The organism is Streptomyces sp. NPDC021012 (assembly GCF_044333355.1).
GTDB lineage: Bacteria > Actinomycetota > Actinomycetes > Streptomycetales > Streptomycetaceae > Streptomyces.
Genome location: NZ_JBIRQU010000002.1, coordinates 946,407 through 972,146, shown reverse-complemented (window position 1 = coordinate 972,146; position 25,740 = coordinate 946,407). Strand labels below are relative to the sequence as shown.

General features: G+C 75.1%; 20 protein-coding genes. 14 read left to right on the top strand and 6 right to left on the bottom strand.

Annotation, left to right across the window (positions count from 1 at the left end):
* Positions 1–124: 124 nt before the first annotated feature.
* On the bottom strand, positions 125–2,734 hold the full coding sequence (gene lanKC, locus ACH4TP_RS09580) for a class III lanthionine synthetase LanKC (protein WP_398436794.1): 2,610 nt from the start codon (positions 2,732–2,734) through the stop codon (positions 125–127).
* 47 nt (positions 2,735–2,781) lie between these two features.
* On the bottom strand, positions 2,782–4,392 hold the full coding sequence (locus ACH4TP_RS09575) for a cytochrome P450 (RefSeq protein WP_398436792.1): 1,611 nt from the start codon (positions 4,390–4,392) through the stop codon (positions 2,782–2,784).
* A 235-nt stretch (positions 4,393–4,627) separates the two neighbouring features.
* On the opposite strand from ACH4TP_RS09575, the gene ACH4TP_RS09570 reads away from it, so the two are divergent.
* The gene (locus ACH4TP_RS09570) at positions 4,628–7,513 is read left to right on the top strand and encodes a LuxR C-terminal-related transcriptional regulator (RefSeq protein WP_398436790.1); all 2,886 of its coding nucleotides are present in this window, start codon (positions 4,628–4,630) and stop codon (positions 7,511–7,513) included.
* Between the two features lie 59 nt (positions 7,514–7,572).
* Here ACH4TP_RS09570 and ACH4TP_RS09565 read toward each other — a convergent pair whose 3' ends face one another.
* A complete protein-coding gene (locus tag ACH4TP_RS09565; RefSeq protein WP_389224371.1) occupies positions 7,573–8,031 on the bottom strand; it encodes a Crp/Fnr family transcriptional regulator in 459 nt (152 codons plus the stop codon).
* Positions 8,032–8,246: 215 nt separating this feature from the next.
* Between ACH4TP_RS09565 and ACH4TP_RS09560 the strand changes: the two genes are divergently transcribed.
* Genes ACH4TP_RS09560 through ACH4TP_RS09540 form a run of 5 tightly spaced genes read left to right on the top strand, consistent with a single transcriptional unit; the run spans position 8,247 to position 13,108 of the window.
* The gene (locus tag ACH4TP_RS09560) at positions 8,247–9,002 is read left to right on the top strand and encodes an amino acid ABC transporter ATP-binding protein (protein ID WP_389224374.1); all 756 of its coding nucleotides are present in this window, start codon (positions 8,247–8,249) and stop codon (positions 9,000–9,002) included.
* An 18-nt stretch (positions 9,003–9,020) separates the two neighbouring features.
* Positions 9,021–9,878: a glutamate ABC transporter substrate-binding protein gene (locus tag ACH4TP_RS09555; protein WP_398436788.1), complete on the top strand. Its 858-nt coding sequence runs from the start codon at positions 9,021–9,023 to the stop codon at positions 9,876–9,878.
* 10 nt (positions 9,879–9,888) lie between these two features.
* Positions 9,889–10,554 carry an amino acid ABC transporter permease gene (locus ACH4TP_RS09550; protein ID WP_398436786.1) on the top strand — a complete coding sequence of 222 codons (666 nt, stop codon included), beginning with the start codon at positions 9,889–9,891 and terminating at the stop codon, positions 10,552–10,554.
* Positions 10,551–11,453: an amino acid ABC transporter permease gene (locus tag ACH4TP_RS09545; RefSeq protein ID WP_398192270.1), complete on the top strand. Its 903-nt coding sequence runs from the start codon at positions 10,551–10,553 to the stop codon at positions 11,451–11,453. Before ACH4TP_RS09550 ends, ACH4TP_RS09545 begins: the two co-directional genes overlap by 4 nt.
* Before the next feature lie 56 nt (positions 11,454–11,509).
* Entirely contained in the window at positions 11,510–13,108 is a 1,599-nt protein-coding gene (locus tag ACH4TP_RS09540) for a molybdopterin-dependent oxidoreductase (protein WP_398436784.1), read from the top strand.
* Between the two features lie 18 nt (positions 13,109–13,126).
* Here the strand turns inward: ACH4TP_RS09540 and ACH4TP_RS09535 are convergent, their stop codons facing one another.
* Entirely contained in the window at positions 13,127–14,362 is a 1,236-nt protein-coding gene (locus tag ACH4TP_RS09535) for a GNAT family N-acetyltransferase (protein ID WP_398436782.1), read from the bottom strand.
* A 156-nt stretch (positions 14,363–14,518) separates the two neighbouring features.
* On the opposite strand from ACH4TP_RS09535, the gene ACH4TP_RS09530 reads away from it, so the two are divergent.
* The 7 genes from ACH4TP_RS09530 to ACH4TP_RS09500 all read left to right on the top strand — a co-directional run bounded on the left by ACH4TP_RS09530 (position 14,519) and on the right by ACH4TP_RS09500 (position 23,228).
* A complete protein-coding gene (locus tag ACH4TP_RS09530; protein WP_398436781.1) occupies positions 14,519–16,603 on the top strand; it encodes an ATP-binding protein in 2,085 nt (694 codons plus the stop codon).
* 201 nt (positions 16,604–16,804) lie between these two features.
* Positions 16,805–17,959, top strand: coding sequence for a sulfite oxidase (locus ACH4TP_RS09525; RefSeq protein ID WP_398436779.1), 1,155 nt, complete (start codon positions 16,805–16,807; stop codon positions 17,957–17,959).
* 65 nt (positions 17,960–18,024) lie between these two features.
* Positions 18,025–18,855, top strand: a complete 831-nt coding sequence (nadE, locus tag ACH4TP_RS09520) for an ammonia-dependent NAD(+) synthetase (RefSeq protein WP_389224395.1) — start codon at positions 18,025–18,027, stop codon at positions 18,853–18,855.
* Between the two features lie 102 nt (positions 18,856–18,957).
* A complete protein-coding gene (locus tag ACH4TP_RS09515; protein WP_398436777.1) occupies positions 18,958–20,265 on the top strand; it encodes an alpha/beta fold hydrolase in 1,308 nt (435 codons plus the stop codon).
* 56 nt (positions 20,266–20,321) lie between these two features.
* Positions 20,322–21,455, top strand: a complete 1,134-nt coding sequence (locus tag ACH4TP_RS09510; RefSeq protein WP_389224399.1) for a GntR family transcriptional regulator — start codon at positions 20,322–20,324, stop codon at positions 21,453–21,455.
* 91 nt (positions 21,456–21,546) lie between these two features.
* The gene (locus ACH4TP_RS09505; RefSeq protein WP_398436775.1) at positions 21,547–22,479 is read left to right on the top strand and encodes an SIS domain-containing protein; all 933 of its coding nucleotides are present in this window, start codon (positions 21,547–21,549) and stop codon (positions 22,477–22,479) included.
* Entirely contained in the window at positions 22,476–23,228 is a 753-nt protein-coding gene (locus tag ACH4TP_RS09500) for a PIG-L deacetylase family protein (RefSeq protein ID WP_398192284.1), read from the top strand. Before ACH4TP_RS09505 ends, ACH4TP_RS09500 begins: the two co-directional genes overlap by 4 nt.
* An 11-nt stretch (positions 23,229–23,239) precedes the next feature.
* Here the strand turns inward: ACH4TP_RS09500 and ACH4TP_RS09495 are convergent, their stop codons facing one another.
* Entirely contained in the window at positions 23,240–24,019 is a 780-nt protein-coding gene (locus ACH4TP_RS09495; RefSeq protein WP_398436868.1) for a VOC family protein, read from the bottom strand.
* Positions 24,020–24,117: 98 nt separating this feature from the next.
* Positions 24,118–25,083, bottom strand: a complete 966-nt coding sequence (locus tag ACH4TP_RS09490) for an NAD(P)/FAD-dependent oxidoreductase (RefSeq protein WP_398192286.1) — start codon at positions 25,081–25,083, stop codon at positions 24,118–24,120.
* Between the two features lie 67 nt (positions 25,084–25,150).
* Here ACH4TP_RS09490 and ACH4TP_RS09485 point away from each other — a divergent pair, with 67 nt between their 5' ends.
* Positions 25,151–25,738 (top strand): helix-turn-helix domain-containing protein, encoded by a 588-nt coding sequence (locus ACH4TP_RS09485; RefSeq protein WP_398436772.1) that lies wholly within the window; start codon positions 25,151–25,153, stop codon positions 25,736–25,738.
* Positions 25,739–25,740: the final 2 nt, after the last annotated feature.

The following is a 25,740-nucleotide window of genomic DNA, read 5'->3' as shown; positions in this document are numbered from 1 at the left end:
GGGGGACGGCCCCGGCACCGGACCCGTCAGCAGGTGCCCTTGTAGGAGGTCACGATGCTGTTGCACGGGTGCGCGGACTCGGCCTCGCCGAGCGACTGCAGCTGGAGAACGCAGGCCATCTCTCTCACCTCCTCCCGTGTTCCGTGGACGGCTCCCCGGTCGCGGGCGCCCGCAGATCGAGGAAGGGGACGATCGACGCGTTCCGTTCGAACGCGACGCCGAGGGCAACGAGCACACCCGCGTTTCCGCTGTCCAGGTCCATGGACAGGCGCAGCAGCTGGTTGCCGGGGAAGGCCGGGTGGCCTCCGTGGGAGACGGCGTGCCAGGACAGCCGGCGGACGTGCTCGCGCACGTGCGGCCGGTCCTCGGGCACGTCGAGAAGACCGAGGGTGGCGATGATGCCCGCCCGCCCCATGAACAGCGCGGGATGGCGGACGAACGGCGCCCGGCAGGCGTGCCGCACCCCGGCGACGACCCGCGCGAACTCCGCCGCCTCCGGGGCCGTCGGATCCGGCACGCGCGCGAGGTACCGGGCCAGGACCAGCGCGAGACCGCCGCTGCCGGGACCGAGGTAGACCAGGTGCCGGTTGCCGTACAGGAGCCGGAAGCCCCCGTCCGGGAGGAACTGCCCCCGGTCCGTCTCGCGGCGCAGCGCCGTCCGCGCCAGGTCGAGGTGGCGCGGGTCGCCGGTGAGCTCGTGGAGCCGCAGGAAGAAGTACGCCACGCCCGTCAGCCCGTGTTCGAGCCCCACCCGCCCCTGCGGAGGGAACATCGAGGAGCCGCCCTCGCGTCCCAGTTCCGCGGCGAGCGTCTCGCCGATGCCGAGGGCCTCCGCGCGCAGCTCCCCGTCGCCGGTGAGCCCGGCGAACCCGAGCAGGCTCAGCCCGGCGCCCGCCAGACCCGAGTGCACTCCGGGCGCCCGCAGACCGGTGTGCAGCGCGCGGGCCCGGCCGAGCGCCTCCAGGGCCTCGTCGCGGCGCCCGAGCGCGTCGAGCACCGCCGCCACGCCGTGCAGGCCGTCCATCAGTCCCGGGCGCGGCTCCCTCACCCGCCGCACGGCCGCCGCCAGCCACTCCCCGTACTCCTCCGGCACGTCGGCGCCCGCCTGGCGCAGCGCCCACAGCACCCCGGCGGCCCCGGAGGCCACGCCGATGCCGCCCGTGCCGAACTGCTGCGGGTCGCCGGGGAAGAGCCGGTCCGTACGGGCCGGGGTCGCGCTCGCGCGGATGCCGGCGACGAGCGCGTCCCGGACGGCGGGCCAGTCCTCGGGCGCCCCGGCGAACAGCCGGGCCGCGGTGTCCTCCCCGAAGGGCTCCCGGCCCTCGCCGAGCTTGCGGACGAGACGGGCGCCGAAGCCCTCGGGCACCGGGAAGTGCGCGGTGATGACCTCGGTGAGGGTGGCGTACTTGACGGGGTCGCGCTCCTGGAGCGGGTTGATCGGCAGGAACATCCACTGCCGCAGGCAGTTCAGGGCGTACTCGTCGGCCTCCCGCCCGGACATGCCCTCGGGCGCGGTGAACCCGGGCGCGCCGAGCGCCGGGGGCTTCGGGTCGTCGAGGTCGCCGGCGATCTCGAAGTCGATGAGGGCCACGCGCCCGTCGGGACGCAGGATGACGTTCGCCGGGTGCAGGTCGGCGAAGCGCACCCCGCGCGCGTGGACGGACATCAGCGCCCGGTCCACCTTCGCGAGGACGCCGGTCGCCCACCGGGTGTACTCGGCGAGCTGCCCGGCCGAGGGCTCGGGGCTGCCGAGCGGATAGCGGGCGAACACCTCCTCCAGGAGCGTCTCGCCCTCGACGTACTCCTCGACGAGGAAGTGGTGCTCCCAGACGACCAGATGACCGAGGACCCGGGGCACGCAGTCGAGGCCGTCGAGCCGCTGGAGTACCTCCCGCTGCCGGGTGAGCCGGGCGACGGCGTCGGCGCCGTCGTGGTCGAGCCCCGCGTGCGGGCGGGCCTCCACGAGGACGACGTAGCCCCCGCCCTCCCGGGCCCGGGCCAGATAGACCCCGCCGCCGTTGGAGAAGTGCAGCGACTTCTCGATCAGGTACGGGAACTCCTCCCCGCCCGCCGTGCGGCGCTCGACCGAGGCGCGCAGCACCTCCGGGACCGTCACCCACTCCGGGACCGTGAAGACCGGGTCGCGCCGGTCCGGCACCAGCGTGCCGTCCGGTGCCCGCACGGCGTACACGAGCTCGCCGCCGGGCGCCGTGTACGTCAGCGGGACGAACGCTCCGTACCGGACGTACACGGGGGAGTCCTCGTACCGGACGTCGCTCAGCACGTACGGGCCGGTGAGGCCCTTCAGGAGCGCCGCGAGCTCCGGAAGCAGCTCCGTGAGCACGGTGTCGTCGGCCGGGTACAGGGTGAGGAGCTTGCCGCTGCCGCCCCGGTCGGCGTACTTGCTGTTCAGGAGCCGCAGCGCGGCCCCGCTGCGGAGGAACTTGAAGGTGACGCCCCGGGCGAGGCAGAACGCGGACACGAGGTCGCACACGGTGTCCGCGTCGGCGGCCGTGGCCGACACGTGGATCTTCCAGCCCTGCTCGGGCAGGTGCCCGTCCTCGGGCTCGACGACCGTCCACAGGCCGTTGGCGCGGCGGCGCCAGCCGGGCGGGCAGGGCCGTTTCCCGGCCGCGAACAGACTGTCCCCGTCCCGCATGTGCCACGGCGGTTCGAAGTAGGCCGGATCGGCCTGACAGTAGGCCATCAGCTCCGGAATCGTGGTGGCTTCCATGCGGACGTCTCCCGTGCGAGAAGGAAGGAAAGGGAAGAAGAGGGGGGCTACGCGCGGTGCTCGGGTCCCAGGACGACCGGCAGCGCGAGCAGGTACCGCACCCGGCTCCTGCGGTAGTGCAGCTCCCGGGCGCCGGGCGCCAGGTCCAGGCCGGGGAACCGGCCGGCCAGCGTCCCGAGCGCCGTGCGGACCACCGCCCGGGCGAAACCGGCGCCGAGGCACGCATGCGGTCCGTGGCCGAAGGAGGCGTGGGGGTACGGAGCGCGTCCGAGGTCGGGCCCGTCGTGCTCCCCGGGGTGCACGGCCGGGTCGTGGTTCGCGGCCGTCAGGGAGGTCAGGACGCGGTGCCCCGCCGGGATCCGGACACCGGCCGCCTCCACCGGTGCGACGGCCCGTCGCGCGAACCCCACCGGGTACGGGGTGACATGGCGCAGGAGTTCCTCGGTGGCCGGCCCGGCGACGGCGTCCGGATCCCCGGCGAGCCGCCGCCACCGGTCGCGGTCGGCGAGGAGCGCGGCGACGCCGTTCCCGAGGAGCGTCGTCGTCGGCCGGGCCCCGGACACGAGCAGCAGCCGTGCCGCCGCGACCACGTCCTCGTCGCGGACGGCCTCGCACATCCTGCTCAGGAGGTCGTCGGCGGGCCGCTTCCGCCGCTCCGCGACGAGCCCGCCCAGGTAGGCGTCGACGTCCTCGTGCGCGGCGGGCGGCGGCGTCGGGACCCGCCGGACCAGCCAGTCGGCGAGGTACGGCCGGTCCGGTTCCGGCACGCCGAGGAGCGCGCAGAGCGCGGCCACGGGCAGCGGGACCGCGAACCCGGCCACCAGATCGACCTCCCGGTCCCGGGGCAGCGCGTCCAGGAGCCCGTCGGTGACCCGCCGCAGCCGGGGCGGCAGCGAGTCGGTCCACTCCGGGGTGAGGTGCCGCTCGACGAGCCCGCGCAGCCGGGCGTGCTCCCCGGCGCCGACCGTGATCGTGTCGGCGTCGCCGGGATGGAGGGAGGCCAACTCCGGTGGCTGCGGCCGGTATCCGGCCGTCGTCGCGGTGTCCCCCCGGAGCCCGGGATGCGCGAGGACCGCCCGCGCCGCCTCGTACCCCGTGACGACCCAGGTCGGTACGGAGCCGGGCGAGGCGAGCCGGTGGACCGGCCCGGCCCCGGCGAACCGGCGCATGACCGAGGGCTCGTGCAGGTCGGCGGGGGAGAGCGCCCGGTTCCGTACGGGACGGACCTCTTCCCCGGGGCCCGTGACGAGCCGCGCCAGGAACCGCTCGACGGCCCGCCCGGACCCGTCGCCGGGGCCCGGCAGCACCAGGACCGGACAGGCGAGCCCGGACGCCGGGACGTCCGCCGCGGGCTCCGGCGCGAGCGCCACCACGGCGGCCGCCCGTTCCGGATGCCGGTCCGCGAGGGCGAACACCGCGCCGCAGGCCCGGCCCTCCGCGACGAGGACCATCTGGTCCGGGCTGTCCGGCGCCGCCAGGAAGGCGGTGAGCGGCGTGGTCCAGGCGTCCTCCCCGTCCCCCGTGGACGGGGTGAGCGCCCGGACCCGCCAGCCGCCCCGTACCGCGAGCGATGCCAGGCCGTCGGCCCCCGTACCCGTACAGCCCTCGCCGAGGAGCACGAGCTCCCCGGATCCCCCCGACGCCGGCACGGCGCTCATGTCGTACTCCCCCCGAAGCACTTCCGACGACCTGCGGGCTTTCGGTCGTGGTGCCCGCCTGTCGCATAGCCTCCGCCGCCAGGGGGAACGGCGACAGAGTGGACACCTACTCAAACCCCGGCGGACACCTACTCAACGGACAAGCGGAACAAGGACGGAGAAGGGGGTGGGGAGGCCGGTGACGGGCGACGGAAGAGCCCTGTCCGCCAGTGGAACGCCCCTCGGCGGAACGCCCGTGGGGGGAACGTCCCTTGGTGGAACGCCCCTGCCCTTCACCGGGCGCCACGCCGAACTGGAGCGTCTGCGCGGCGGATTGCGCAGGCCCGGTTGCCGGGGGGTCGTCGTCACGGGGGAGGGCGGCGTCGGAAAGAGCAGGCTGGCCGCGGAGTTCGCCGACGAGGTCGCCGCGCACCACCGGACCGTGCGGCTCCCGGTGAGCGAGGCGGCCTCGCGCGTCCCCCTCGCGGCCTTCGCCCCCCATCTCACCGGTCCCGCGCTCCCCGGCGAACTCGGCCGCCACTTCCAGGAGTTACGGAAGCTGCTCGCCGCCCCGGCGGGCCGGCCCCGGGTGCTGCTCCTGGTGGACGACCTCCACCACCTGGACGCCTCCTCGCTGACCCTGCTGTCCGCGCTCGCCGCCGACGCGGCCACCGGGTTCTTCCTCGTCGCCACCCTGCCCCAGGACGCCGACTGGCCCGAGGCGCTGCGCTCGCTCTGGCACCAGGACGCCGTGGAGCACCTCCGCATCGGCCCCTTCGACCGGGCCACCACCGCGCGGCTCCTCGCCGGCACGCTCGGCGCCCCCGTCTCCGCCCCCGCCGTACGGGCCCTGTGGGAGGCGGGCCGGGGCAACGCGCTGTGGACCCGGGAGATCCTGCGCGCCGCCGTGCGGGAGGGCACCCTGCGGCCCGTGGACGAGGTGTGGTGCCTCACCGGACCGCTGGACGACACCCCGCTCGACGCCCCCGCCGAAGGGCGCTTCCCGGCCCTCCCGGAGGACCGGCGCACCCTGCTGCGGCTGCTCGCCCTGTGCGGCCCGCTAGGGCTCGCCGACGCCCTGGCGCGGGTGACGCCCGAGGCCCTCGCCGCGCTGGAGGAGGAGCGGCTCGTCACGGTCACCGAGGACGACCGGCGCGGCCGGGTCCAGCTGGCCCACCCCTGGCATGCCCTGCTCCTGCGCCGGGGCACCCCCCGCCTCCTCGCCCGCTCCCTCCTGCTCGAACAGGCCGGACGCGTACGGGGGTACGGGGCGCGGCGGCACGGCGACGCGCTCTCCCTCGCCCGCTGGGAGCTCGACGCCACCGGCACCGCCGACCCCGAACTGCTCGTCCGCGCGGCCGGGCACGCCCTGGACGACGGCGACGTCGACACCATGTGCCGGCTCGCCCGGGCCGCCCTGGCCCAGGGCCCGCACGTCGTGGCCGGACTGCTGCTCGGCGAAGGCCTCGGCCAGCGCGGCGAGTTCGGCGAGAGCATCCCGGTCCTGGAGCGGGCCTTCGGCGAGGCCCGTACGCCCGGCGAGGTCGAGTCCGCCGCGGCGGCCCTCTCGCAGCACCACCTCTACGGCCTCGGCGACGCCCCCGCCGCGTTCGGGGTCCTCGACCGGGCCGCCGACCGGATCGGGACCCGGCCCGCGCTCACGGCCTGCCGGGCCGGGCTGCTGAGCGCCGTCGGCCGCAACGACGAGGCCGCCGCGGTCCTGGCCCTGGCGGAGGGCGCCGACCCGAAGCCCGGCGACGACGCGGGCGGCGCGTGGAACCAGACCGACGTGCTGCTGCTCCAGGCCCACCTGCGGGTACGGCTCTCCGAGGGGCGCGTCGACGAGGCCGTACGCACCGGCCGCCACGCCTACGCCGTCCAGTCCGGGCTCGCCGACCGGTGGACCGCCTACTACCCGGCCCGCAGCCTGTACCTCGTGGCGGCGGCCCTCCTGGAGTCCGGCCGCCTCGACGAGGCGGAGCGCACCGCCCTCGAAGGCCAGGAGGCGATGCGGGACGCGGTCCCCGCGCTCACCGTCTGGTTCGCCTGGGTCCGGGGCCGCATCGCCCTCGAACGCGGCCTCGTCACCGACTCCCTCGCCCACTTCCGCGAGGCCCGCGCCCTCGCCCGACTCTGCGGGCAGCCCTTCGCCGAACAACGCGCCCTGGCCGGCCTGGTCCTCGCCTCCGCCCAAACGGGCCGCATCGCCCCCGAGGCAGAGGCACTGCCCCCGCCCCCGCAGCCACGAACGGAACCCCTGACACCCGCCCGGACACCCGGAGCGCAAGGCCTGCCGCCCGCCCAGGTCCCCGGAGCACGGGGGCTGCCGCCCGCCCACGCGTCGGAGGGCCCGACGGCCGCCCGGACACCTGGAGCGCAAGGCCTGCCGCCCGCCCACGCGTCGGAGGGCCCGACGGCCGCCCAGGAACCCGGAGCGCAAGGCCTGCCGCCCGCCCCCGCCCCGTACACGCCCCTCTGCCAGCCCGACACCCTCCGCGCCCACGGCTGGGTGCTCCTGCTGCGCGGAGCCGCCGGTCCAGCACGGGAGCTGATGCTCGACGGCGCCCGTGCGGCGCTCGCGCGGGGTGAGGCGACCGTCGCGACGGCGCTCCTCCATGACGTGGTGCGCTGGGGGCCGCCGGACTCCGCTGCGGAGGCGGGGACGGAGCTGGCGGCGGCGACCGCGCTCGTGCAGGGCGAGCTCGCGGAGGTCCGGGCCGCCCACGCGGCGGCGGTGGCCCGGGTGGGAGAACCCGATCCGGCGGACCTGGAGGCCGTCGCGGAGCGGATGGCGGGGCTCGGCCTGCACCTGTACGCGGCCGAGGTCTTCGGGGAGGCCGCCGGGGCGTGGCGGCGCCGGGACCGTGCCGCGAGCGCGGCCCGTGCCGCCGCCCGGGCCCTGGCGCTGCGCGGCCGGTGCCAGGAGGCGGCCACGCCGGGGCTCGCCGGGGCCGCGGCGGCGGTGCCGCTGAGCGCCCGGGAGCGGGACATCGCGCTGATGGCCGCGCGCGGCCGTACGAGCAGGGAGATCGCCGCGGCGTACGTCCTGTCCGTGCGGACCGTGGAGAACCACCTCGGCAGGATCTACCGCAAGCTCGGCGTCACGGGACGGGCGGACCTGGCGGACGTCCTGCTCGCCTAGGACCCCGCCCGGCGCCGTGAAAGCCGTCACGGCGCCGGGCACGGGCGCACGCGCCGCCGTCAGGCCAGGATGCCGCTCCCGTGCGGGGCGTACAGGTCGAGGAGGCGGACCCGGGTCACATGGAGACGGTGGGCGAGGATCGAACCCACCCAGAAGATCACCGCGGCGCCGAACTCCGTGTCCGAGTGGCACATCGACCGGACGGCCGGGGCGTTGAACTCGTACGCCCGCACCGGCGTCATCGCCTCGGCCCCCGACTGGCACAGGTACGGCGGGAACAGCCAGGAGAGACCGACCAGCTCGCCGTGGCGCAAGGTCTCGATCACGGGCGACCCTCGGCCCGGCACCTTCGCGTCGAGCGTCACCGCGCCCGTCTTGACGATCCAGAAGCGGTCGGCATGCTGCTGCTCCTCGAACAGGCGGTCGCCGGACTCGAAGTACACATCCTCGGCGAAGGCCATCAGACGCTCCCGGTGCTCCGGCGGCAACGTGCTGACCTTGGGCGCGGCTCTCGTCATGGCGGACCCTCCTCGCACACTCGGCTCCCACCCCCAGTGTGGGCCCGCCCGCCCCCGGACGCAGGGTCCGGAACGGCCGACCGGGTGCCGACCCGAAGGGTGGTCCCGCGCTCACCTTCCGTGCACTGCTCCGTCCGGGTGCGCGGGCCGGGCGGAGGGCGGAGCATGAACGTGGGGAGGGAGCGGCAAGCGGGGGCGTGACCCTGGAGGGTGCCATGCCCGTCCCGGACGGCGGCGACACGCTCGTCGCGTTGCGCGGGGTCGACAAGCACTTCGGCCCCCTGCACGTCCTCCGGTCCATCGACCTCACGATCCACCGCGGCGAGGTCGTCGTCGTCATCGGGCCCTCCGGCTCGGGGAAGTCGACGCTGTGCCGGGCGATCAACCGCCTGGAGACCATCGACGCGGGGGAGATCGTCGTCGACGGACGGCCACTGCCCGCGGAAGGACGCGAACTGGCGGCCCTGCGGGCCGATGTGGGCATGGTCTTCCAGTCCTTCAACCTCTTCGCGCACAAGACCGTCCTCGACAACGTGACCCTCGGTCAGATCAAGGTCCGCAAGAAGGAGCGGAAGAAGGCCGAGGAACGGGCGCGCGTCCTCCTCGACCGGGTCGGCGTCGCCTCCCAGGCCGACAAGTACCCGGCCCAGCTCTCCGGGGGCCAGCAGCAGCGCGTGGCGATCGCCCGCGCCCTCGCGATGGATCCGAAGGTGATGCTCTTCGACGAGCCGACCTCCGCGCTCGACCCGGAGATGATCAACGAGGTCCTGGAGGTCATGCGGCAGCTGGCCCGGGACGGCATGACGATGGTGGTCGTCACCCACGAGATGGGTTTCGCGCGCTCCGCCGCCCACCGCGTCGTCTTCATGGCCGACGGAGGGATCGTCGAGGAGACGACCCCGGACGAGTTCTTCAGCAACCCGCGCAGCGAGCGCGCCAAGGACTTCCTCTCCAAGATCCTCCACCACTGATCTGTCGCAGCCCCCGAGGTGATCCTCATGAACCCGCTCAGGACCCGCAGGGCCACCGTGGCCGTCGCCGCGGCCGTCGTCCTCTCCTTCACCTCCGCCGGATTCGCGCACGGCGCCGCCGGCGCGCTCCCCGGCCGGGACGACGGCGGCAAGATCACCGTCGGCATCAAGTTCGACCAGCCCGGCATCGGCCTGAAGACCCCGGACGGCACGTACACCGGCTTCGACGTCGACGTGGCCACGTACGTCGCCAAGCAGCTCGGCCACGACCCGAAGGACATCGTCTGGAAGGAGGCCAAGAGCGCCGACCGGGAGACCCTGCTCCAGCGCGGGGACGTGGACTTCATCGCGGCCTCGTACTCGATCACTCCCAAGAGGATGGAGAAGGTCGACTTCGCGGGCCCCTACCTCCTCGCCCACCAGGACGTCCTGATCAGGGCCGATGACAACTCGATCAAGACGCCGTCCGACCTGAACAACAAGAAGCTCTGCTCGGTCACCGGCTCCACCTCCGCGCAGAACGTCAAGACGAAGATCGCCCCGAACGCGCAGCTCCAGGAGTACGGCGGCTACTCCGAGTGCCTCACCGGCCTGGAGAACGGCGTCATCGACGCCATCACCACCGACGACTCGATCCTCGCCGGATACGCCTCGCAGCCCGAGTTCAAGGGCAAGTTCAAGCTCGGCGGCTTCAAGCTGAGCAACGAGAACTACGGCATCGGCGTCCAGAAGGGCAGCGAACTCAAGGCCAAGATCAACACGGCCCTGGAGAAGATGGTCGCCGACGGCTCCTGGGAGAAGGCGGTCCAGAAGAACTTCGGCCCCGCCGGGTACAAGGCGGAACCCGCCCCGAAGATCGGCGTCGTCGTCCAGTGAGCCGGTCGCCGTGTTCGACTTCCTCCAGGGGTACGACCTGCTCGGAGCCTTCTGGGTGACGGTGCAGCTCACCGTCTACTCCGCGATCGGCTCCCTCGTCTGGGGGACGCTGCTGGCCGCGATGCGCGTCAGCCCCGTCCCCCTCATGCGGGGCTTCGGCACCGTCTACGTCAACATCGTCCGCAACATCCCCCTCACCGTCATCATCGTCTTCACCTCGCTCGGCCTCTTCCAGACCCTCGGGGTCAGCCTCGGCGCCGACCGGTTCACCACCATCAACTTCCGGCTCGCCGTCCTCGGACTCACCGCCTACACCAGCGCCTTCGTCTGCGAGGCCCTCCGCTCCGGCATCAACACCGTCCCCCTCGGACAGGTCGAGGCCGCCCGCGCCATCGGCCTCAACTTCCCCCAGGTCCTGCGTCTGATCGTGCTCCCGCAGGCCTTCCGCTCCGTCGTCGGCCCCCTCGCCAACGTCCTCATCGCCCTCACCAAGAACACCACCGTCGCCGCCGCCATCGGCGTCGCCGAAGCGGCCCTGCTCATGCGGGAGATGATCGAGAACGAGGCCCAGCTCCTCCTCATCTCCGCCATCTTCGCCGTCGGCTTCCTCTGCCTCACCCTGCCCACCGGCCTCCTCCTCGGCTGGCTGGCCAAGAAGGTGGCGGTGAAACGGTGAAGGACAAGCCCACCGTCCTCTACGACGTCCCCGGACCGCGCGCCCGGCGGCGCAACCTCCTGTGGACGCTGCTGTTCCTGATCGGCCTGGCCGCCGTGGTGTGGTGGGTCGTGGCGAGCCTCGCCGACAAGGACCAGCTCGACTGGGCCAAGTGGGCGCCCTTCTTCACCGACCCCCGCGTCTGGGAGACGTACCTCCTGCCCGCCCTGAAGAACACCGTGATCGCCGCCGCGCTCGCCATGGTCATCGCCCTGCCCCTGGGCGCGCTGCTCGGCATCCTCCGGCTCTCCGACCACCGCGCCGTCCGCGCGGTGTCGGGCACCGTCGTCGAGTTCTTCCGGGCCATCCCCGTCCTGATCCTGATGCTCTTCGCGAACGCCGCCTACTCCCAGTTCACCGGGATCAGCCCGGACAGCCGCCCCCTGTACGCCGTCGTCACCGGCCTCGTCCTCTACAACGCCTCCGTGCTCGCCGAGGTCGTCCGCGCCGGCATCCTCGCCCTCCCCGCCGGCCAGACCGACGCCGCCAAGGCCATCGGCATGCGCAAGGGCCAGACGATGCTGTACGTCCTCCTGCCGCAGGCCGTCACCGCCATGCTGCCCGCCCTCGTCAGCCAGCTCGTCGTCATCGTCAAGGACACCGCCCTCGGCGGCGCGATGCTCGGCTTCTCCGAGCTCCTCGCCTCCGTACGCCCGATGAGCGCCAACTACGGAGCCAACACGATCGCCTGCTTCACCGTCGTCGCCGTCGTCTTCGTCCTCCTCAACCTCGCCCTCACCACCTTCGCCTCCTGGCTCGAACGCCGGCTCAGGCGAGGCAAGAAGTCCACCGGCGCGGTCGTCGGCGTCGAGGCGGTGGAGGACCTGGCGGTGCCGGGCGAGCACCCGGACACCCGCTGAGGCCCATCCGGGTGAAGGAGCCCGTCCGGGCGCCCCGGTGCGCCGAGAATTCCCCCATGAACGCCACCAGGACCGCGCCCGAGCCGCGCCCCGAAGACCGCGGGCCCACCCGCACCGACCGTCTCCTCGCCGCGCTCGGCGGCCTGGTCTCGGCGTACGTCTCCCTGGCCGTCGCGGACCTCGCCTCCTTCTGGGTGCGGCCCGAGGCGGGCCCCGTCGTGGCCGTCGGCGGCACCGTCGTCGACCGGACCCCCGCGGCCCTCAAGGAATGGGCGATCCGCGCCTTCGGCGAGAACGACAAGACCGTCCTCCAACTCGGCATCCTGCTCCTGCTCGCCCTCCTCGCCCTCGGGATCGGGCTGTTCGCGCTCCGCCACCGCGCGCTCGGCGCGGCGGCCGTCGGCGCCTTCGGCCTCCTCGGAGCCGTCGCCGCCGTCACCCGCCCCGACTCCGAATCCGTCACGGACGCCGTGCCCTCCCTCGTCGGAGGCGCCGCCGGCGCGCTGCTGCTGTACGTCCTGATCGGCCGGCTCCTCGCCCCCGGGCCCGGCACTGCCCGGGCGGACCGGCGCGGCTTCCTGATCGTCGCCGCCTCCACCGGACTCGCCGCGACCGGGGCCGCCGCCGTCGCCCGCGCCGTCGGCACCCCCGTACAGGAGAACGCCACCGCCTCCCGCGAGGCCCTGCGCCTGCCCCGGCCCGCGTCCCCCGCACCGGCCGTGCCCGCCGGGGCACAGCTCCCCGTCCCCGGCATCAGCCCCTTCGTCACCCCGAACCGCGACTTCTACCGGGTCGACACCGCGCTCGTCGTCCCCAAGGTCGACGCCGACCGCTGGCGGCTGCGGATCCACGGCAGCGGCGTCCGCGAGGAACGCACCGTCACCCTGCGCGAGCTCATGGCCCGGCCGGTGGTGGAACGGGACATCACCCTGTGCTGCGTCTCCAACCCGGTCGGCGGCCCGTACGCCGGAAACGCCCGCTGGCTCGGCGTCCGCCTCGCCGACCTGCTCCGCGAGGCCGGCGTCCGCCCGCCCTCCGAGGGCGGCCCCGCCGACCAGCTGGTCGCCCGCTCCGTCGACGGCATGACCATCGGCACCCCCGTCGAGACCGTCATGGACGGCCGCGACGCCCTCCTCGCCTTCGGGATGAACGGCGAACCCCTGCCGTTCAGCCACGGCTTCCCCGTCCGCATGGTCGTCCCCGGCCTGTACGGCTACGTCTCCGCCTGCAAGTGGATCGAGTCGATCGAGCTCACCACCTTCGCCGCGTACGACGCCTACTGGGTCCCGCGCGGCTGGGCGGCCCAGGCCCCCGTCAAGACCCAGTCCCGCATCGACACCCCGCACGCCTTCGCCCGCCCCGCCGCCGGCACCGTCATGGTCGCCGGGGTCGCCTGGGCCCAGCACCGGGGCATCCGCCGGGTCGAGGTACGGGTCGACGACGGCCCCTGGCAGGAGGCCCGGCTCGCGGCGCAGGACGGCCTCGACACCTGGCGCCAGTGGGTCCACCCCTGGGCGGCCACCCCCGGCCGCCACACCCTCACCGTCCGCGCCACCGACGGCACCGGCGCCACCCAGCCGGAACGGCGCACCGACACCATGCCCGACGGGGCGCAGGGATGGCACTCGGTCGAGGTGACGGTCAAGGGAGGATGACCCCGCCGCGCCGCGCGCTCAGAACCAGTGCAGGCAGTGCGGGGCGCGCTCGCCCCGGAACAGGGCGTCGGCGAGGGCGGCCGCGCCCGGACGGCGGGCCCGGACGTGCCCGGCGCGCACGAGCGTGCTCGGCGCGGTGCCGCCGAGGTAGACCGAGCCCAGGTCCCGCACGTCCAGCGACAGGTCCGGCTCCCGGTCCGTCGGCACGCACTCCGCCCTGCCGTCCCTGACGGTCAGCAGATGACGGCCGCGCTCGCCGAGGAACGGGTCGTCGACGTCGAGGACGAGCTCGCCGTCCGCGAACCAGCCGCGCGCGGTCAGCGCCCCCGGGACGTCCAGCAGCCGCACCCACAGCCAGTCGGTGTCGCCGCCCGCCTCGGCTGCGCGGAAGTCTGCCAGCCGCCAGCGCAGCGGATGGTCGGACGGGACGTGCTTGAACGCGACCCGGTCGACGAGGTCGTGGCCGAGCAGGAACCGGGCCAGGGCCGTGAAGACGGCGTCGTCGGTGGCGATGGTCTCGTCGACCGTCAGGGTGCCGTCCTCGCCGAGCGAGTAGCTCGCGTACCCGTCCGGGACCCCGTCGGGGTCCCGGTGGACGGCGACGTGGCGCGGGGCCGGAGCGACCGGCGGCTGCCCCGCGCCCCGGGTCCACCAGCGGTGCGGCCGGGACAGCGCGCCGGGCGTCGCACGCCGGTAGCGGTCGTAGACCTCCTCCAGGATCCCGCCGCACTCGGCACGCCGCAGCACCTCGACCGAGCCGCCGTCCGCGCCGACGTCCGAGCCGCCGTCCGCGTCGCCCGCCCGGGGAGCGGCCAGGGCCGCCCGGTGGCGCGGCACCGTCAGCCGGCCCGTGTAGGTCGCGGGACCGTACCCGTACCGGCCGTAGATCGTGGCCTCGGAGGCGAGGAGTACGGAGAGGAACTCCCCTCGGGCCCGCAGCTCGGTGAGCTGACGCCGCATCAGCGCGGTGAGCACGCCCCGGCGCCGGTGCGAGGGCAGCACGCCGACGGCGGACACCCCGCCCACCGGGACGACGGCCCCACCGGGCAGCGTGAGCTCGAAGGAGTACGCGTTGGCCGTGCCCACGGGCCGCCCGTCCTCCGCCAGCGCGAGCAGACCGCGGTCCATCTCGAACGCCGACCACCAGACCCCGCCGCCGTCCTCCGCCGGCGTCTCCGGGAAGCGGCCGAACGCGGTGTGGAGCGTGTCGACGAAGACCCCGAGGTCCTCGTCGGTCGTGGGACGGATCTCCATGGGCACCGCTGCCTCCCCGGTCGTGCGGGCACCACGCCCCGTGGCCCCGCCACAGTGCAGCGCGCACCCGTGACCAGGTCAAACGAATTAAAGCCGGACCGGTACAGGGTGTCCGGGCCGTAACGAACCGGTGCCAGCGGCCCGTTCGGCGCGCACATGAGGGACACTGCTCCCGTGCGTGGACATCTGCCGGACGAGAACCCCGGCTTCGTGGGGCGCCGCACGGAACTGGAGCGCGTGTCGGCCGCGTTGGCGGAGCACCGTCTCGTCACCGTGACGGGCGTCGGGGGAGTCGGCAAGACCCGGCTCGCACTGCGCGCCGCGCACCGCGCCGCCGACGCGTACCCGGACGGTGCCTGGTGGACCGACCTGTCCCAGCTCGACGACGACCGGCTCCTCGTCGCACTCGTCTCCGACTCCGTCGACCTCGCCGACCACACCCCCGGCGCGGCCACCACCGGGCTCCGCCGCCGGCTCGCCGACGACCGGCTGCTGCTCGTCCTCGACTCCTGCGAGCACCTCGCCGGACCCTGCGCCCGGCTCGTCGCCGAACTCCTCGCCGCCGCCCCCGGACTCACCGTCCTCGCCACCAGCCGGCGCCCCCTCGGCGTCGCCGGCGAGCGGGTCGTCGCCCTCGACCCCCTGCCGCCCGCCGGAGCCGACGCCCTGGAACTGCTCCGCCGGGCCGCCGGGGAGGACTTCCCCGCCGCGGGACCCGCCGGCGAGATCTGCGTACGTCTCGAAGGCATCCCGCTCGCCCTGGAACTGGCCGCCGCGCAGATCCGCCTCCAGGGCGCCGAAGCCGTCCGCGACCAGCTCGGCACCCGCCTCGACGCCCCGCCCGAAGCCCGCTTCGACCTGCTCGCCCACCCCGAACGGGTGTGGCCGAGCCGCCACCAGACCCTGCGCGCCGCCATCGGCTGGAGCCACGAGCTGAGCACCCCCCTCGAACGCCTCCTCTGGGCCCGGCTCTCCGTCTTCCGCGGCCCCTTCGACCTCGCCTCCGCGACCGCCGTGTGCGGCGGCGGCCCCCTGGACCCCACGGTCCTGCCCGGCGCGCTCGACGGACTCGTCCGCTCCTCCGTGGTCCGCCCGCCCGACGCCGCCGGCCGGTTCCGGATGCTCGACACCATCCGCGAGTACGGGGCGACCTGGCTGGAGCGGACCGGCGAGACCGGTACGGTCGCCGACCGGCACGCCGCCCACTTCCGGGACCTGGCCCGCCGGGCGGAGACCGAATGGCACGGCGCCCGCCAGCTCCGCTGGTACCGGACCGTCGACGCCCACCACACCGACCTGCGCACCGCCCTCGACCGGCTGCTGCGCACCGACCCCGACGCCGCCCTCGACCTCGTCGGCGCCGTCGCCTTCGCCTGGTCCTGCCGGGGCCGCCTCCGCGAGGCCCGCGGCGGCCTCGAACAGGCCCTGCTCCTCAGCGGGGCCCGCGGCCGCGTCCGGGCCCGCGCCCTGTGGGCCCTCGGCGTCACCCTGGTCCTCCAGGGCGAGTCCCGCCCCGCCCAGGAGGTGAGCGAGAGCTGCGCCCGCGAGGCCCGGTACGCCGAGCACGCCGAGCAGGCCGGGCACGACGGGCCCGGTGACCTCACCCTCGACGCCGCCGCCCTCGCCGGGCTCCTCGCCCTGACCACCGGACGGCCCGCGGCCGCGTACGTCGTCGTGGGCCACGTCCTCGACGCCGCCCCGGGCGGCCCCGCCGACTCCGCCGCCCGGCTCCGCTGCCACCTCGTGCGGGTCTTCGCCCTCACCGGCCTCGGCCGCCTCGCCGAGGCCCGGGAACGGGCCCTCCACCTGCGCGACCTGTGCCACGCACTCGACGAGCACTGGACCCGTACCGCCCTCGAATACCAGCTCGCCCTCACCGGCCTCCTGGAGGGCGACCCGGCAGCCGCCGCCGGCCACGCCCGCGCCATGCTCGAAGGCACCCGCCGCCTCGGCGCGAGCCTCGGCGTCGCCCTCGGCCTCGACGTCCTCGCCACCGCCCTCGCGGCGGCCGGCGACGGCGAGCGCGCCGCCGACGTCTCCGGCACGGGCGAGGCCTACTGGCGCTCCACCGGCCAGCCCCGGCGCGGCCTCCCCGGCCTGCGGGCCCTGCGCGAGAAGTACACCGGCTCCGCCCGCGCCACCCTCGGCGAACCCGCCTACCAGGAGATCTTCGCCCGCGCCCTCACCGGCCTCCCCCAGGACGGCCTCGAACGGGCCCTGCGCGGCGCCCGGCAGGGGTGACGGGGCCCCCGGGCGCCAGGCCCCGCGCGGCGTCCGAGAGGGGCAGTGCCGGGCCTCGCGCGGCTTCCGGGAGGGGCAGTGCCGGGCCTCGTGAGGCTTCCGGCGGGCCTGACCGGGCCCGGGCGCCGGGCGGGGCGCGGCCCCGGCAGGACCGGCGCGACCCGACGTGCCGGGCACCCCACCCGGGCGGACGATGAGGGCATGGACGGATCCCTGAGCGGTCTGGGCGACATCAGCACCCCGGGGCGCGTGGCCGGGCCCGACGAGGGCATCACCGCGCAGGAGCTCGCCCTCGCCGCCCGGAACCACGGACTGCCGCTGGAGGCCCTGCGGTACGAGGTGACCCCGCCCGGCCTCCACTACGTCCTCACGCACTACGACATCCCCGCCACCGAGGCCGACGGCTGGCGGCTCACCGTCGGCGGGCGGGTCCTGCGGCCGCTCGACCTGGACCTGGCGGCGCTCCGGGCCCGGCCCGCCGTCACCCGCCGGGTGACCCTGGAGTGCGCCGGGAACGGCCGGGCCCGGCTCAGCCCCCGCCCCGTCAGCCAGCCCTGGCTGGACGAGGCCGTCGGCACCGCCGACTGGACCGGCGTCCCGCTGGCCGCCCTCCTCGCGGAGGCGGGCATCGCCGAGGACGCGGCCGAGGCGGTCTTCACCGGCGCCGACCACGGGGTGGAACGCGGCGTCGAGCAGGACTACCGCCGCAGCCTGCCCCTGGCGACGGCCGCCGACCCCGCGCGGGACGTCCTCGTCGCGTACGCGATGAACGGGGCGCCCCTGCCGCCGCAGCACGGCAGCCCGCTCCGGCTCGTCGTCCCCGGCTGGTACGGCATGGCGCACGTGAAGTGGCTCCACGACATCACGCTCGGCGACACCCCGTACACCGGCTTCCAGCAGAGCGTCGCCTACCGCCTGCGCCGGGAGCCGGACGACCCGGGGGAGCCCGTCACCCTCATCGCGCCCCGGGCCCTGATGGTGCCGCCGGGCTTCCCCGACTTCATGTCCCGCACCCGCGTCGTGCGCCCCGGCTCCGTGCCGCTCGTCGGCCGCGCCTGGTCCGGGCACGGCCCGGTCGTCCGCGTCGAGATCAGCGAGGACGGCGGGGCGGTCTGGACCGACGCGGAGATCGAACGGGACCCCGCACACCCGTGGGCCTGGTCCGCCTGGCGCGCCCTGTGGACCGCGACGCCGGGGCTGCGCCACCTGACCGTGCGGGCCACCGACGCCGCGGGGAACGTCCAGCCGCTCACCGGACCGTGGAACCGCGGCGGCTTCGCGAACAACCTCGTCCAGCGGGTCGAGGTGCTGTGCACCCCGGAGGCATCGGCCCGGGAGGTGTCGGGCGGCGCGTAGAGTCGACCCCGGTGCACCCCGTACCAGCGGGTACACCGTCGACCGACCCTGATGAGGAGACCTCCGTGACCGACCCGGCGCCCACCGCCCTCCAGCAGCAGATCGCCCGGGACCTCCAGGTCGCCGAGGCCTTCGACCCGAAGGCGGAGATCGAGCGCCGGGTGGCGTTCCTCACCGAGCGGCTCACCTCCACCGGCCTTCGCTCCCTCGTCCTCGGCATCAGCGGCGGCGTCGACTCCACGACCGCCGGCCGGCTCTGCCAGCTCGCCGTGGAGCGGGCCCGCGCCGCCGGGCACGACGCCACCTTCTACGCGATGCGCCTGCCGTACGGCGTCCAGGCCGACGAGCAGGACGCGCAGACCGCGCTCGGCTTCATCCGCGCCGACCGGGTCCTCACCGTGGACGTCAAGGCGGCCAGCGACGCGGCCCTGGCGGCCTGCCTCGCCGGCGGGACGACCTTCCGCGACGCCCACCACCAGGACTTCGTGCAGGGCAACATCAAGGCCCGGCAGCGGATGATCGCCCAGTACGCGGTCGCGGGCGCCCACGACGGCCTCGTCGTCGGCACCGACCACGCCGCCGAGGCCGTCTCCGGCTTCTTCACCAAGTTCGGCGACGGCGCCGCCGACGTCGTCCCGCTGACCGGCCTGACCAAGCGCCGCGTCCGCGCGATCGCCGACGAGCTCGGCGCCCCGGCCTCGCTCGTGTGGAAGACGCCCACCGCCGACCTGGAGACCCTCGACCCGGGCAAGGCCGACGAGGACGCGCTCGGCGTCACCTACGACGACATCGACGACTTCCTGGAGGGCAAGCCGGTCGCGGAGGCCGCGTACGCCATCATCGTCCGCCGCTACGAGCTCACCGAGCACAAGCGGCAGCTGCCGATCGCTCCCTGAGCCCTGAGCCCTGAGCCCGAGTCCTGAGCCCTCGTACGCCCCCGCCATGTGATCCACTGTCCTCGCGGGGGCGTACGAACAGGCACAGGAACAGGAACAGCGTTGACCACCTACCGCCAGCCGGGCCTCGTCCTCACCGACCACCGCTTCCCCGTCCCCCTGGACCACGACCGCCCCGACGGCGAGCGCATCGAGGTCTTCGGCCGCGAGGTCGTCGCGAGCGGGCAGGCCGGAGCGGGGCGCGAGAAGCTTCCCTGGCTGGTCTACCTGGAGGGCGGGCCCGGCTTCGGCGCCCGTCGCTTCATCGGCCCGCAGGCCTGGCTCGGCCGCGCCGTGAAGGAGTTCCGCGTCCTCCTCCTGGACCAGCGCGGCACCGGCCGCTCCACCCCCGCCAACCGCCAGACCCTGCCGCTGCGCGGCGGCCCGGCCGAGCAGGCGGAGTACCTGGCCCACTTCCGCGCCGACTCCATCGTCAGGGACTGCGAGCTGATCCGGCGCCGGCTCACCGGCGGCGCACCCTGGACCGTCCTCGGCCAGAGCTTCGGCGGCTTCTGCGCCACCCACTACCTGTCCACCGCCCCCGAAGGCCTGGACACCGTCCTCATCACCGGCGGCCTGCCCTCCCTGGACGCCACCGCCGACGAGGTCTACCGCGCCGCCTACCCCCGCGTCCGGCGGAAGAACGAGGCCCACTTCGCCCGCTACCCCCAGGACGCCGAACGGGCCCGCGCGATCGTCGCCCACCTCCTGGACCACGAGGTCACCCTCCCCGGCGGCGGGCTCCTCACCGCCGAGGCCTTCCAGTCCCTCGGCATCCTCCTCGGCTCCGGCGACGGCACCCACCAGCTCCACCTGCTCCTGGAGGGCGCCTTCGTGCCCACCCCGGGCGGGCCCGCGCTCTCCGACGCCTTCCTGGAGCAGGTCCAGGCGCACCTCTCGTACGCCGCACACCCGCTCTACGCCGTACTCCACGAGGCCATCTACGCCCAGGGCCGGGGGCCCACCGACTGGGCCGCCGAGCGCGTCCGCGCCGAGCACCCCGAGTTCGACGCCCGCACGGCGCTCGCCGAGGGCGCGACCCCGCTCTTCACCGGCGAGACCGTCCACCCCTGGCACTTCACCACCGACCCGGCGCTGCGCCCGCTCCGCGAGACCGCCGGACTGCTCGCCGCGCGCGCCGACTGGGCGCCGCTGTACGACCCCGAGCGGCTCGCCGCCAACCAGGTGCCGGTGGCGGCCGCCGTCTACCACGACGACATGTACGTCGACACCGCCCACTCCCTGGAGACCGCGCGCGCCGTGCGCGGCCTGCGGACCTGGGTGACCGACGAGTACGAGCACGACGGGGTGCGGGCCGGCGGGCCGCGCGTCCTCGACCGGCTGCTCTCCCTCGCCCGGGGCGGGATCTGACGGCCGGGGCATAGGATTCGGCGCGCAATCGAGCAGCAAGGGCGCAGGGGGTCCGGATGACGGCACGCGAGACACCGGCCTCCGGCCGGGAGCTGAAGTTCCGGACCCTCATGGCGGAGCTGCGGCGCGGCATCCTCGACGGCACCTGGCCGCCCGGCAGCAAGCTCCCCACCGAACGCGCCCTCGCCACCGAGACGGGCCTGTCCGTCACCACCGTCCGCCGCGCCTACGAGGACCTCGTCGCCCTCGGCCTCGTCGAACGCCGCCAGGGCGCGGGCACCTTCGCCGCCCACCGGCCCGAGCGGGACCGGGCCGACCGCAGGATCGTCGGCGTCCTCGTCCCCGACACCACCTTCTACTACCCGCGCGTCCTCCAGGGCATCGAGAAGGAACTCGCGGCGGCCGGCGCCCGGCTCGTCCTCGCCTGCTCGCACTACGACCCCGCCGAGGAGGACGCCGCCGTCGAACGGCTCCTGTCCGCGGGCGTCCACGGCCTCCTCCTCGTCCCCAGCCTGCACACCGCGACCGACCCGGGACGGCGCGCCGAGGAGCTCCTCGCCCTGCCCGTCCCCGCCGTCCTCGTCGAGCGCCGGCTCGCCGCCCACGGCCCCGGCGACCCCACCGAGCACGTCTGCACCGACCACGAGGGCGGCGCCTACGACGCCGTGCGCCACCTGCGGGCCCTCGGCCACGAGCGGCTCGGGCTCGTCGCCCGCACCGACGCGCCCACCACCGCGCCCATCGAGTCCGGCTTCGCCCGCGCGCTCACGGACCTCGGACTGCCCGCCGCCCCGGCGCCCGAGCGGGACGTGATGGCCCGCTGGGACCCGCGGCGCGCCGACCGGGCGCTCGCCGCGCTGCGCGCCTCCGGCGTGACCGCCGCGCTCTGCTTCGGCGACCGGGAGGCCGCCCTGCTGCTCGGAGCGGCCCGCCGCGCCGGGCTCCGGGTGCCGGAGGACCTCGCCCTGATCAGCTACGACAACGAGTTCGCCGATGTCGCCGAGACCCCGCTGACGGCCGTCTCGCCCCCCAAGTACCAGCTCGGCCGCCTCGCCGCGCAGATCCTGCTCCGGCGGCTCGCCGAGGGCGACGCGGCCCCGCTCCACCAGGTGCAGCTGAGACCGCGCCTGGTGGTCCGCGCCTCCTGCGGCGGACGGGCGGAGGGCAACCCGCAAAAGTCCAAGAAGTGAGTACGGATTGCTCATGGTGTGCTCTGGTCACGCGGGGATACAACTCGGTCCGGACCCGTGAGGGTCCCAGGGCTAGGAGAGGACCCGGACCATGAGCACCCACGTCAGCGCGGAGATCGCCGGCCAGCCCGACTGCTGGCGCCGCGCCGCCGAGATCGCCGACCGCGACACCGGCCTGCTGCCGGCCCGGAGCGAGCGCGTCGCGGTCGTCGGCTGCGGCACCTCGTACTTCATCGCCCGCGCCTACGCGGCCCTGCGGGAGTCCCTCGGCGCGGGCGAGACCGACGCGTTCCCCGCCTCCGACACGACCCCGCTCGGCCGCGGCTACGACCGGATCGTCGCCCTCACCCGCTCCGGCACCACCACGGAGGTGGTGGACCTGCTCGCCCGCGCCGCCGGGAGCATCCCGACGCTCGTCGTCACCGGGGTCCCCGACAGCCCCGCCGGGCGGCTCGCCGACCGGATCGTCGACCTCGGCTTCGCCGACGAACGCTCCGTCGTCCAGACCCGGTTCGCCACCACCGCCCTCCAACTCCTGCGCGCCGGGCTCGGCGTGGACCTCGGCCCGTCGATCGCCGACGCCGAACTCGTCCTGTACGAGGCGCTGCCCGCCGCCTGGGAGCGGCGCGGCCAGTTCACCTTCCTCGGCACCGGCTGGACCGTCGGGCTCGCCGACGAGGCGGCGCTCAAGCTGCGCGAAGTGGCCCGCGCGTGGACGGAGTCGTACGCGGCGATGGAGTACCGCCACGGCCCGATCAGCATCAGCGACCGCGCGAGCCTGGTCTGCTGCATCGGCCCGGAGCCCTCGGGCCTGCGCGACGAAGTGGAGTCCACGGGCGCCCTGTTCGCCGCCGACGCGATCGACCCGGTCGCGGCCCTCGTCCGCGCCCAGCGGTTCGCGGTCGCCCTCGCGGACCGGCGCGGCCTCAACCCCGACCGCCCGCGCCACATCTCACGGTCCGTCATCCTGGCGGGAGCGTTCCGCCCGACGGTGTCGGAGGCGACCCGTATCCTGCGGTCATGATCGACACGGATGCACAGGACCTTCTGGAGATGCCCGGCGACTGGCAGCGCGCGCTGTGCGTCGTCGCCCACCCCGACGACCTGGAGTACGGCTGCGCGGCGGCCGTCGCCGCGTGGACGGACGCGGGGAAGGAGGTCGCGTACGTCCTCGCCACCCGCGGCGAGGCCGGCATCGACACCCTCGCCCCGGACGTCTGCGGCCCGCTCCGCGAGCAGGAGCAGCGGGACAGCGCCGCCGTCGTCGGCGTGGACACCGTCGAGTTCCTCGACCACCGCGACGGCGTGATCGAGTACGGGCTCGACCTCCGCCGCGACATCGCGGCCGCGATCCGCCGCCACCGCCCGGAACTCGTGATCACCCTCAACCACCGGGACACCTGGGGCGGCCACCCGGGCGCCCCCTGGAACACCCCCGACCATCTGGCCGTCGGCCGCGCCACCCTCGACGCGGCCGCCGACGCCGGCAACCGCTGGATCTTCCCCGAGCTGACCGACCGGGGCCTCGATCCCTGGAACGGCGTCCGCTGGGTCGCGGTCGCCGCCTCCAGCACCCCGACCCACGCCGTCGACGCCACCCCCGGCCTCGACCGCGCCGTCCGCTCCCTCCTCTGCCACCGTGCCTACATCGAGGCCCTGACGGACCAGGACCCGGAGGAGTACGTCCGCTCCTTCCTCACCGAGGCCACGGCCCGCGCCTCCGCCCGCTTCGGCGACCGCCCGGCGGTGGCGTTCGAACTCTTCGGCCGCTGACGGGCGGCCCCTCATCCCCTCGGCATGGGCTTCATCACCGCGAAGACCGCGCCGAAGGGGTCGGCGAGCCAGGCGATGCGGCCGACGTCGGGGATGTCGGCGGCGGGCAGCACCACCGAGCCGCCGCCGCCCTGGGCCGTGCGGGAGACCGCGTCGGGGTCCTCCACCGTGAAGTACGGGACCCAGCGCGACGGATCTCCCTCGTTCTGGACCTCGGCGGCGCCGCCGAAGGAGGCCTCCTCCTGGTCGCCCTCGGCGGTGGAGATCACCCGGTAGGTCATGCCGGGCGCGTCCATCCGCGACCAGCGCCAGCCGAACAGGGTCCGGTAGAAGGCGAGCGTGGACTCCGGGTCGGGGACGTGCAGTTCGGCCCAGAGGAGGGTGTTGGTGGCGGAGGTGCGTTCCAGGCCCTTCACCGTCCCCGGCTGCCAGACGGCGAACTCGGCGCCGGCGGGGTCGGTGAGGCAGGCCATGCGGCCCGCGTCCATGACGTCGAAGGGCGCGACGCGGACGGTGCCGCCCGCCGTCTCGGCGGCCTTCGTGGTGGCGTCCGCGTCGGGGGTCTGGAAGTACACCGTCCAGGCGCTGTGGGCGCCCTCCTCGGTGAGCGGGCCGAGGGCGGCGACCGTGGCGCCGTCCTGCTGGAAGAAGCCGTAGCCGCCGGAGTCCGGGCCGGCCGACCGGAACTCCCAGCCGAAGACCGCGCGGTAGAACGCGGCCGCGGCACCGGTGTCCGGGCTGCCGAGGTCGAGCCAGTTGGGTGAGCCCTTGGTGAACTGCGTACCGAGCATGGGAGGTGTCCCGTCCTTGCGTCGTCCGTGGCCGAATGTGGTCACCATGGCCGATCCTCGCCCGCGGGCCCCCGCGGCGCAGCCCGAGGTGTCGCGTTTCATCCGGCCGGGCGACGGGCCGCGGCCTCCTCCAGATCCGCGAACAGCAGTTCGTTGCTGATCGCCACGCCCGCCCGGTAGCCCCGGCTCACCGCGTTGACGACCTGCTCCTGCGGTCCCGTCACGTTCCCGGCGGCCCAGACGCCGGGAACGCTCGTCCGGCCCGTCTCGTCGACCGCGACGAACTCCCCGAACGGGGTCTCGCGCAGCTCCGCGCCCAGCTCCCGCAGCACGGCGTCCCGCGCCGCGAGCCGCCGGGCCCCGACGAAGACCACCGAGCGCGGCACGGTCCGCCCGTCGGCGAGCCGGACGCCGGTCAGCCGGTCGTCCTCGACGGCGAGCCCGGCGACCTCGCCGGTGACGACCTCGACCCCGGCCGCGTCGAGCAGCGCCGCGTCCCGGGCGGAGAGCCCGCCGGCCGTGTGCAGGAAGAGCGTCACGTCCTTCGACCAGCGCGAGACCATCAGCGCCTGGTGCGCGGGCATCGCCGGGTGGGCGATCACGCCGAACGGCAGGTCGCGGACCTCCCAGCCGTGGCAGTACGGGCAGTGCACCACGTCCCGGCCCCAGCGCTCGGCCACTCCCTCGATCTCCGGCAGCTCGTCGACGAGCCCGGTCGTCACCACGAGCCGTCGCGCACGCATGCGCGTGCCGTCCGCCAGCGACACGAGGAAGCCGTCGTCGCCGTCGCGTGCCGCGCCGGTCACCCGGCCGTCCCGCACGTCCACGCCGTACGCGGCGAGTTCCCGGCGGCCGGCCGCGAGGTAGTCGGCGGGGCTCATGCCGTCCCGGGAGAGGACCCCGTGCATGTGGGCGGCCGGAGCGTTGCGGGGCTCGCCCGCGTCGACGACCAGGGTGCGCAGCCGCGAGCGGCCCATGATCAGGGCCGCGCCGAGCCCGGCCGGGCCACCGCCGACCACCACCGCGTCGTACCGCTCGTCAGTGTCGTGTGTGTGCGTGCTCATGCCGGAAGGGTCGTTCCGATTACGGATTTCCGGCAAGGAAACTTGCCGTTTCTGCAAGACTGGCCGTATGACCGAAGACGACCGCATCGACGCCGTCCTGACCGAGGTCGGCCCCCGCCTCCGCCGCGTCCGCCGCGACCGCGGCGTGACCCTGGCCGAGCTCTCCGCCGCCACCGGCATCTCCGTGAGCACCCTCTCCCGCCTGGAGTCCGGGCAGCGCAGGCCCAGCCTCGAACTGCTGCTGCCGCTCGCCCGCGCCCACCAGGTCCCGCTGGACGAGCTGGTCGGCGCCCCACCGGTGGGCGACCCCCGGGTCAAGGCGAAGCCGATCGTGCGCAACGGCCGGACGATGTACCCGCTGACCCGGCAGCCCGGCGGGCTCCAGGCGTACAAGGTGATCCAGGAGAAGCCGCAGGAGGCCCCGGAGCCCCGGGTGCACGAGGGGTACGAGTGGCTGTACGTGCTCTCCGGGAAGCTCCGGCTCGTCCTGGGCGAGCACGACGTCGTCCTGGCCGCCGGGGAGGCCGCCGAGTTCGACACGCGCGTCCCGCACTGGTTCGGCCCCGCCGGGGACGCGCCGGTGGAGTTCCTGAGCCTGTACGGGCCCCAGGGGGAGCGCATGCACGTGCGGGCACGCCCCAAGAAGTCCGGCTGACC

Bases quoted from the DNA above. Each gene is read 5' to 3' on its own strand.
- lanKC (WP_398436794.1), bottom strand. From the start codon at position 2,734: ATGGAAGCCACCACGATTCCGGAGCTGATGGCCTACTGTCAGGCCGAT.
- ACH4TP_RS09575 (WP_398436792.1), bottom strand. From the start codon at position 4,392: ATGAGCGCCGTGCCGGCGTCGGGGGGATCCGGGGAGCTCGTGCTCCTC.
- ACH4TP_RS09565 (WP_389224371.1), bottom strand. From the start codon at position 8,031: ATGACGAGAGCCGCGCCCAAGGTCAGCACGTTGCCGCCGGAGCACCGG.
- ACH4TP_RS09560 (WP_389224374.1), top strand. From the start codon at position 8,247: ATGCCCGTCCCGGACGGCGGCGACACGCTCGTCGCGTTGCGCGGGGTC.
- ACH4TP_RS09540 (WP_398436784.1), top strand. From the start codon at position 11,510: ATGAACGCCACCAGGACCGCGCCCGAGCCGCGCCCCGAAGACCGCGGG.
- ACH4TP_RS09535 (WP_398436782.1), bottom strand. From the start codon at position 14,362: ATGGAGATCCGTCCCACGACCGACGAGGACCTCGGGGTCTTCGTCGAC.
- ACH4TP_RS09530 (WP_398436781.1), top strand. From the start codon at position 14,519: ATGAGGGACACTGCTCCCGTGCGTGGACATCTGCCGGACGAGAACCCC.
- ACH4TP_RS09525 (WP_398436779.1), top strand. From the start codon at position 16,805: ATGGACGGATCCCTGAGCGGTCTGGGCGACATCAGCACCCCGGGGCGC.
- ACH4TP_RS09510 (WP_389224399.1), top strand. From the start codon at position 20,322: ATGACGGCACGCGAGACACCGGCCTCCGGCCGGGAGCTGAAGTTCCGG.
- ACH4TP_RS09505 (WP_398436775.1), top strand. From the start codon at position 21,547: ATGAGCACCCACGTCAGCGCGGAGATCGCCGGCCAGCCCGACTGCTGG.
- ACH4TP_RS09500 (WP_398192284.1), top strand. From the start codon at position 22,476: ATGATCGACACGGATGCACAGGACCTTCTGGAGATGCCCGGCGACTGG.
- ACH4TP_RS09495 (WP_398436868.1), bottom strand. From the start codon at position 24,019: ATGCTCGGTACGCAGTTCACCAAGGGCTCACCCAACTGGCTCGACCTC.
- ACH4TP_RS09490 (WP_398192286.1), bottom strand. From the start codon at position 25,083: ATGAGCACGCACACACACGACACTGACGAGCGGTACGACGCGGTGGTG.
- ACH4TP_RS09485 (WP_398436772.1), top strand. From the start codon at position 25,151: ATGACCGAAGACGACCGCATCGACGCCGTCCTGACCGAGGTCGGCCCC.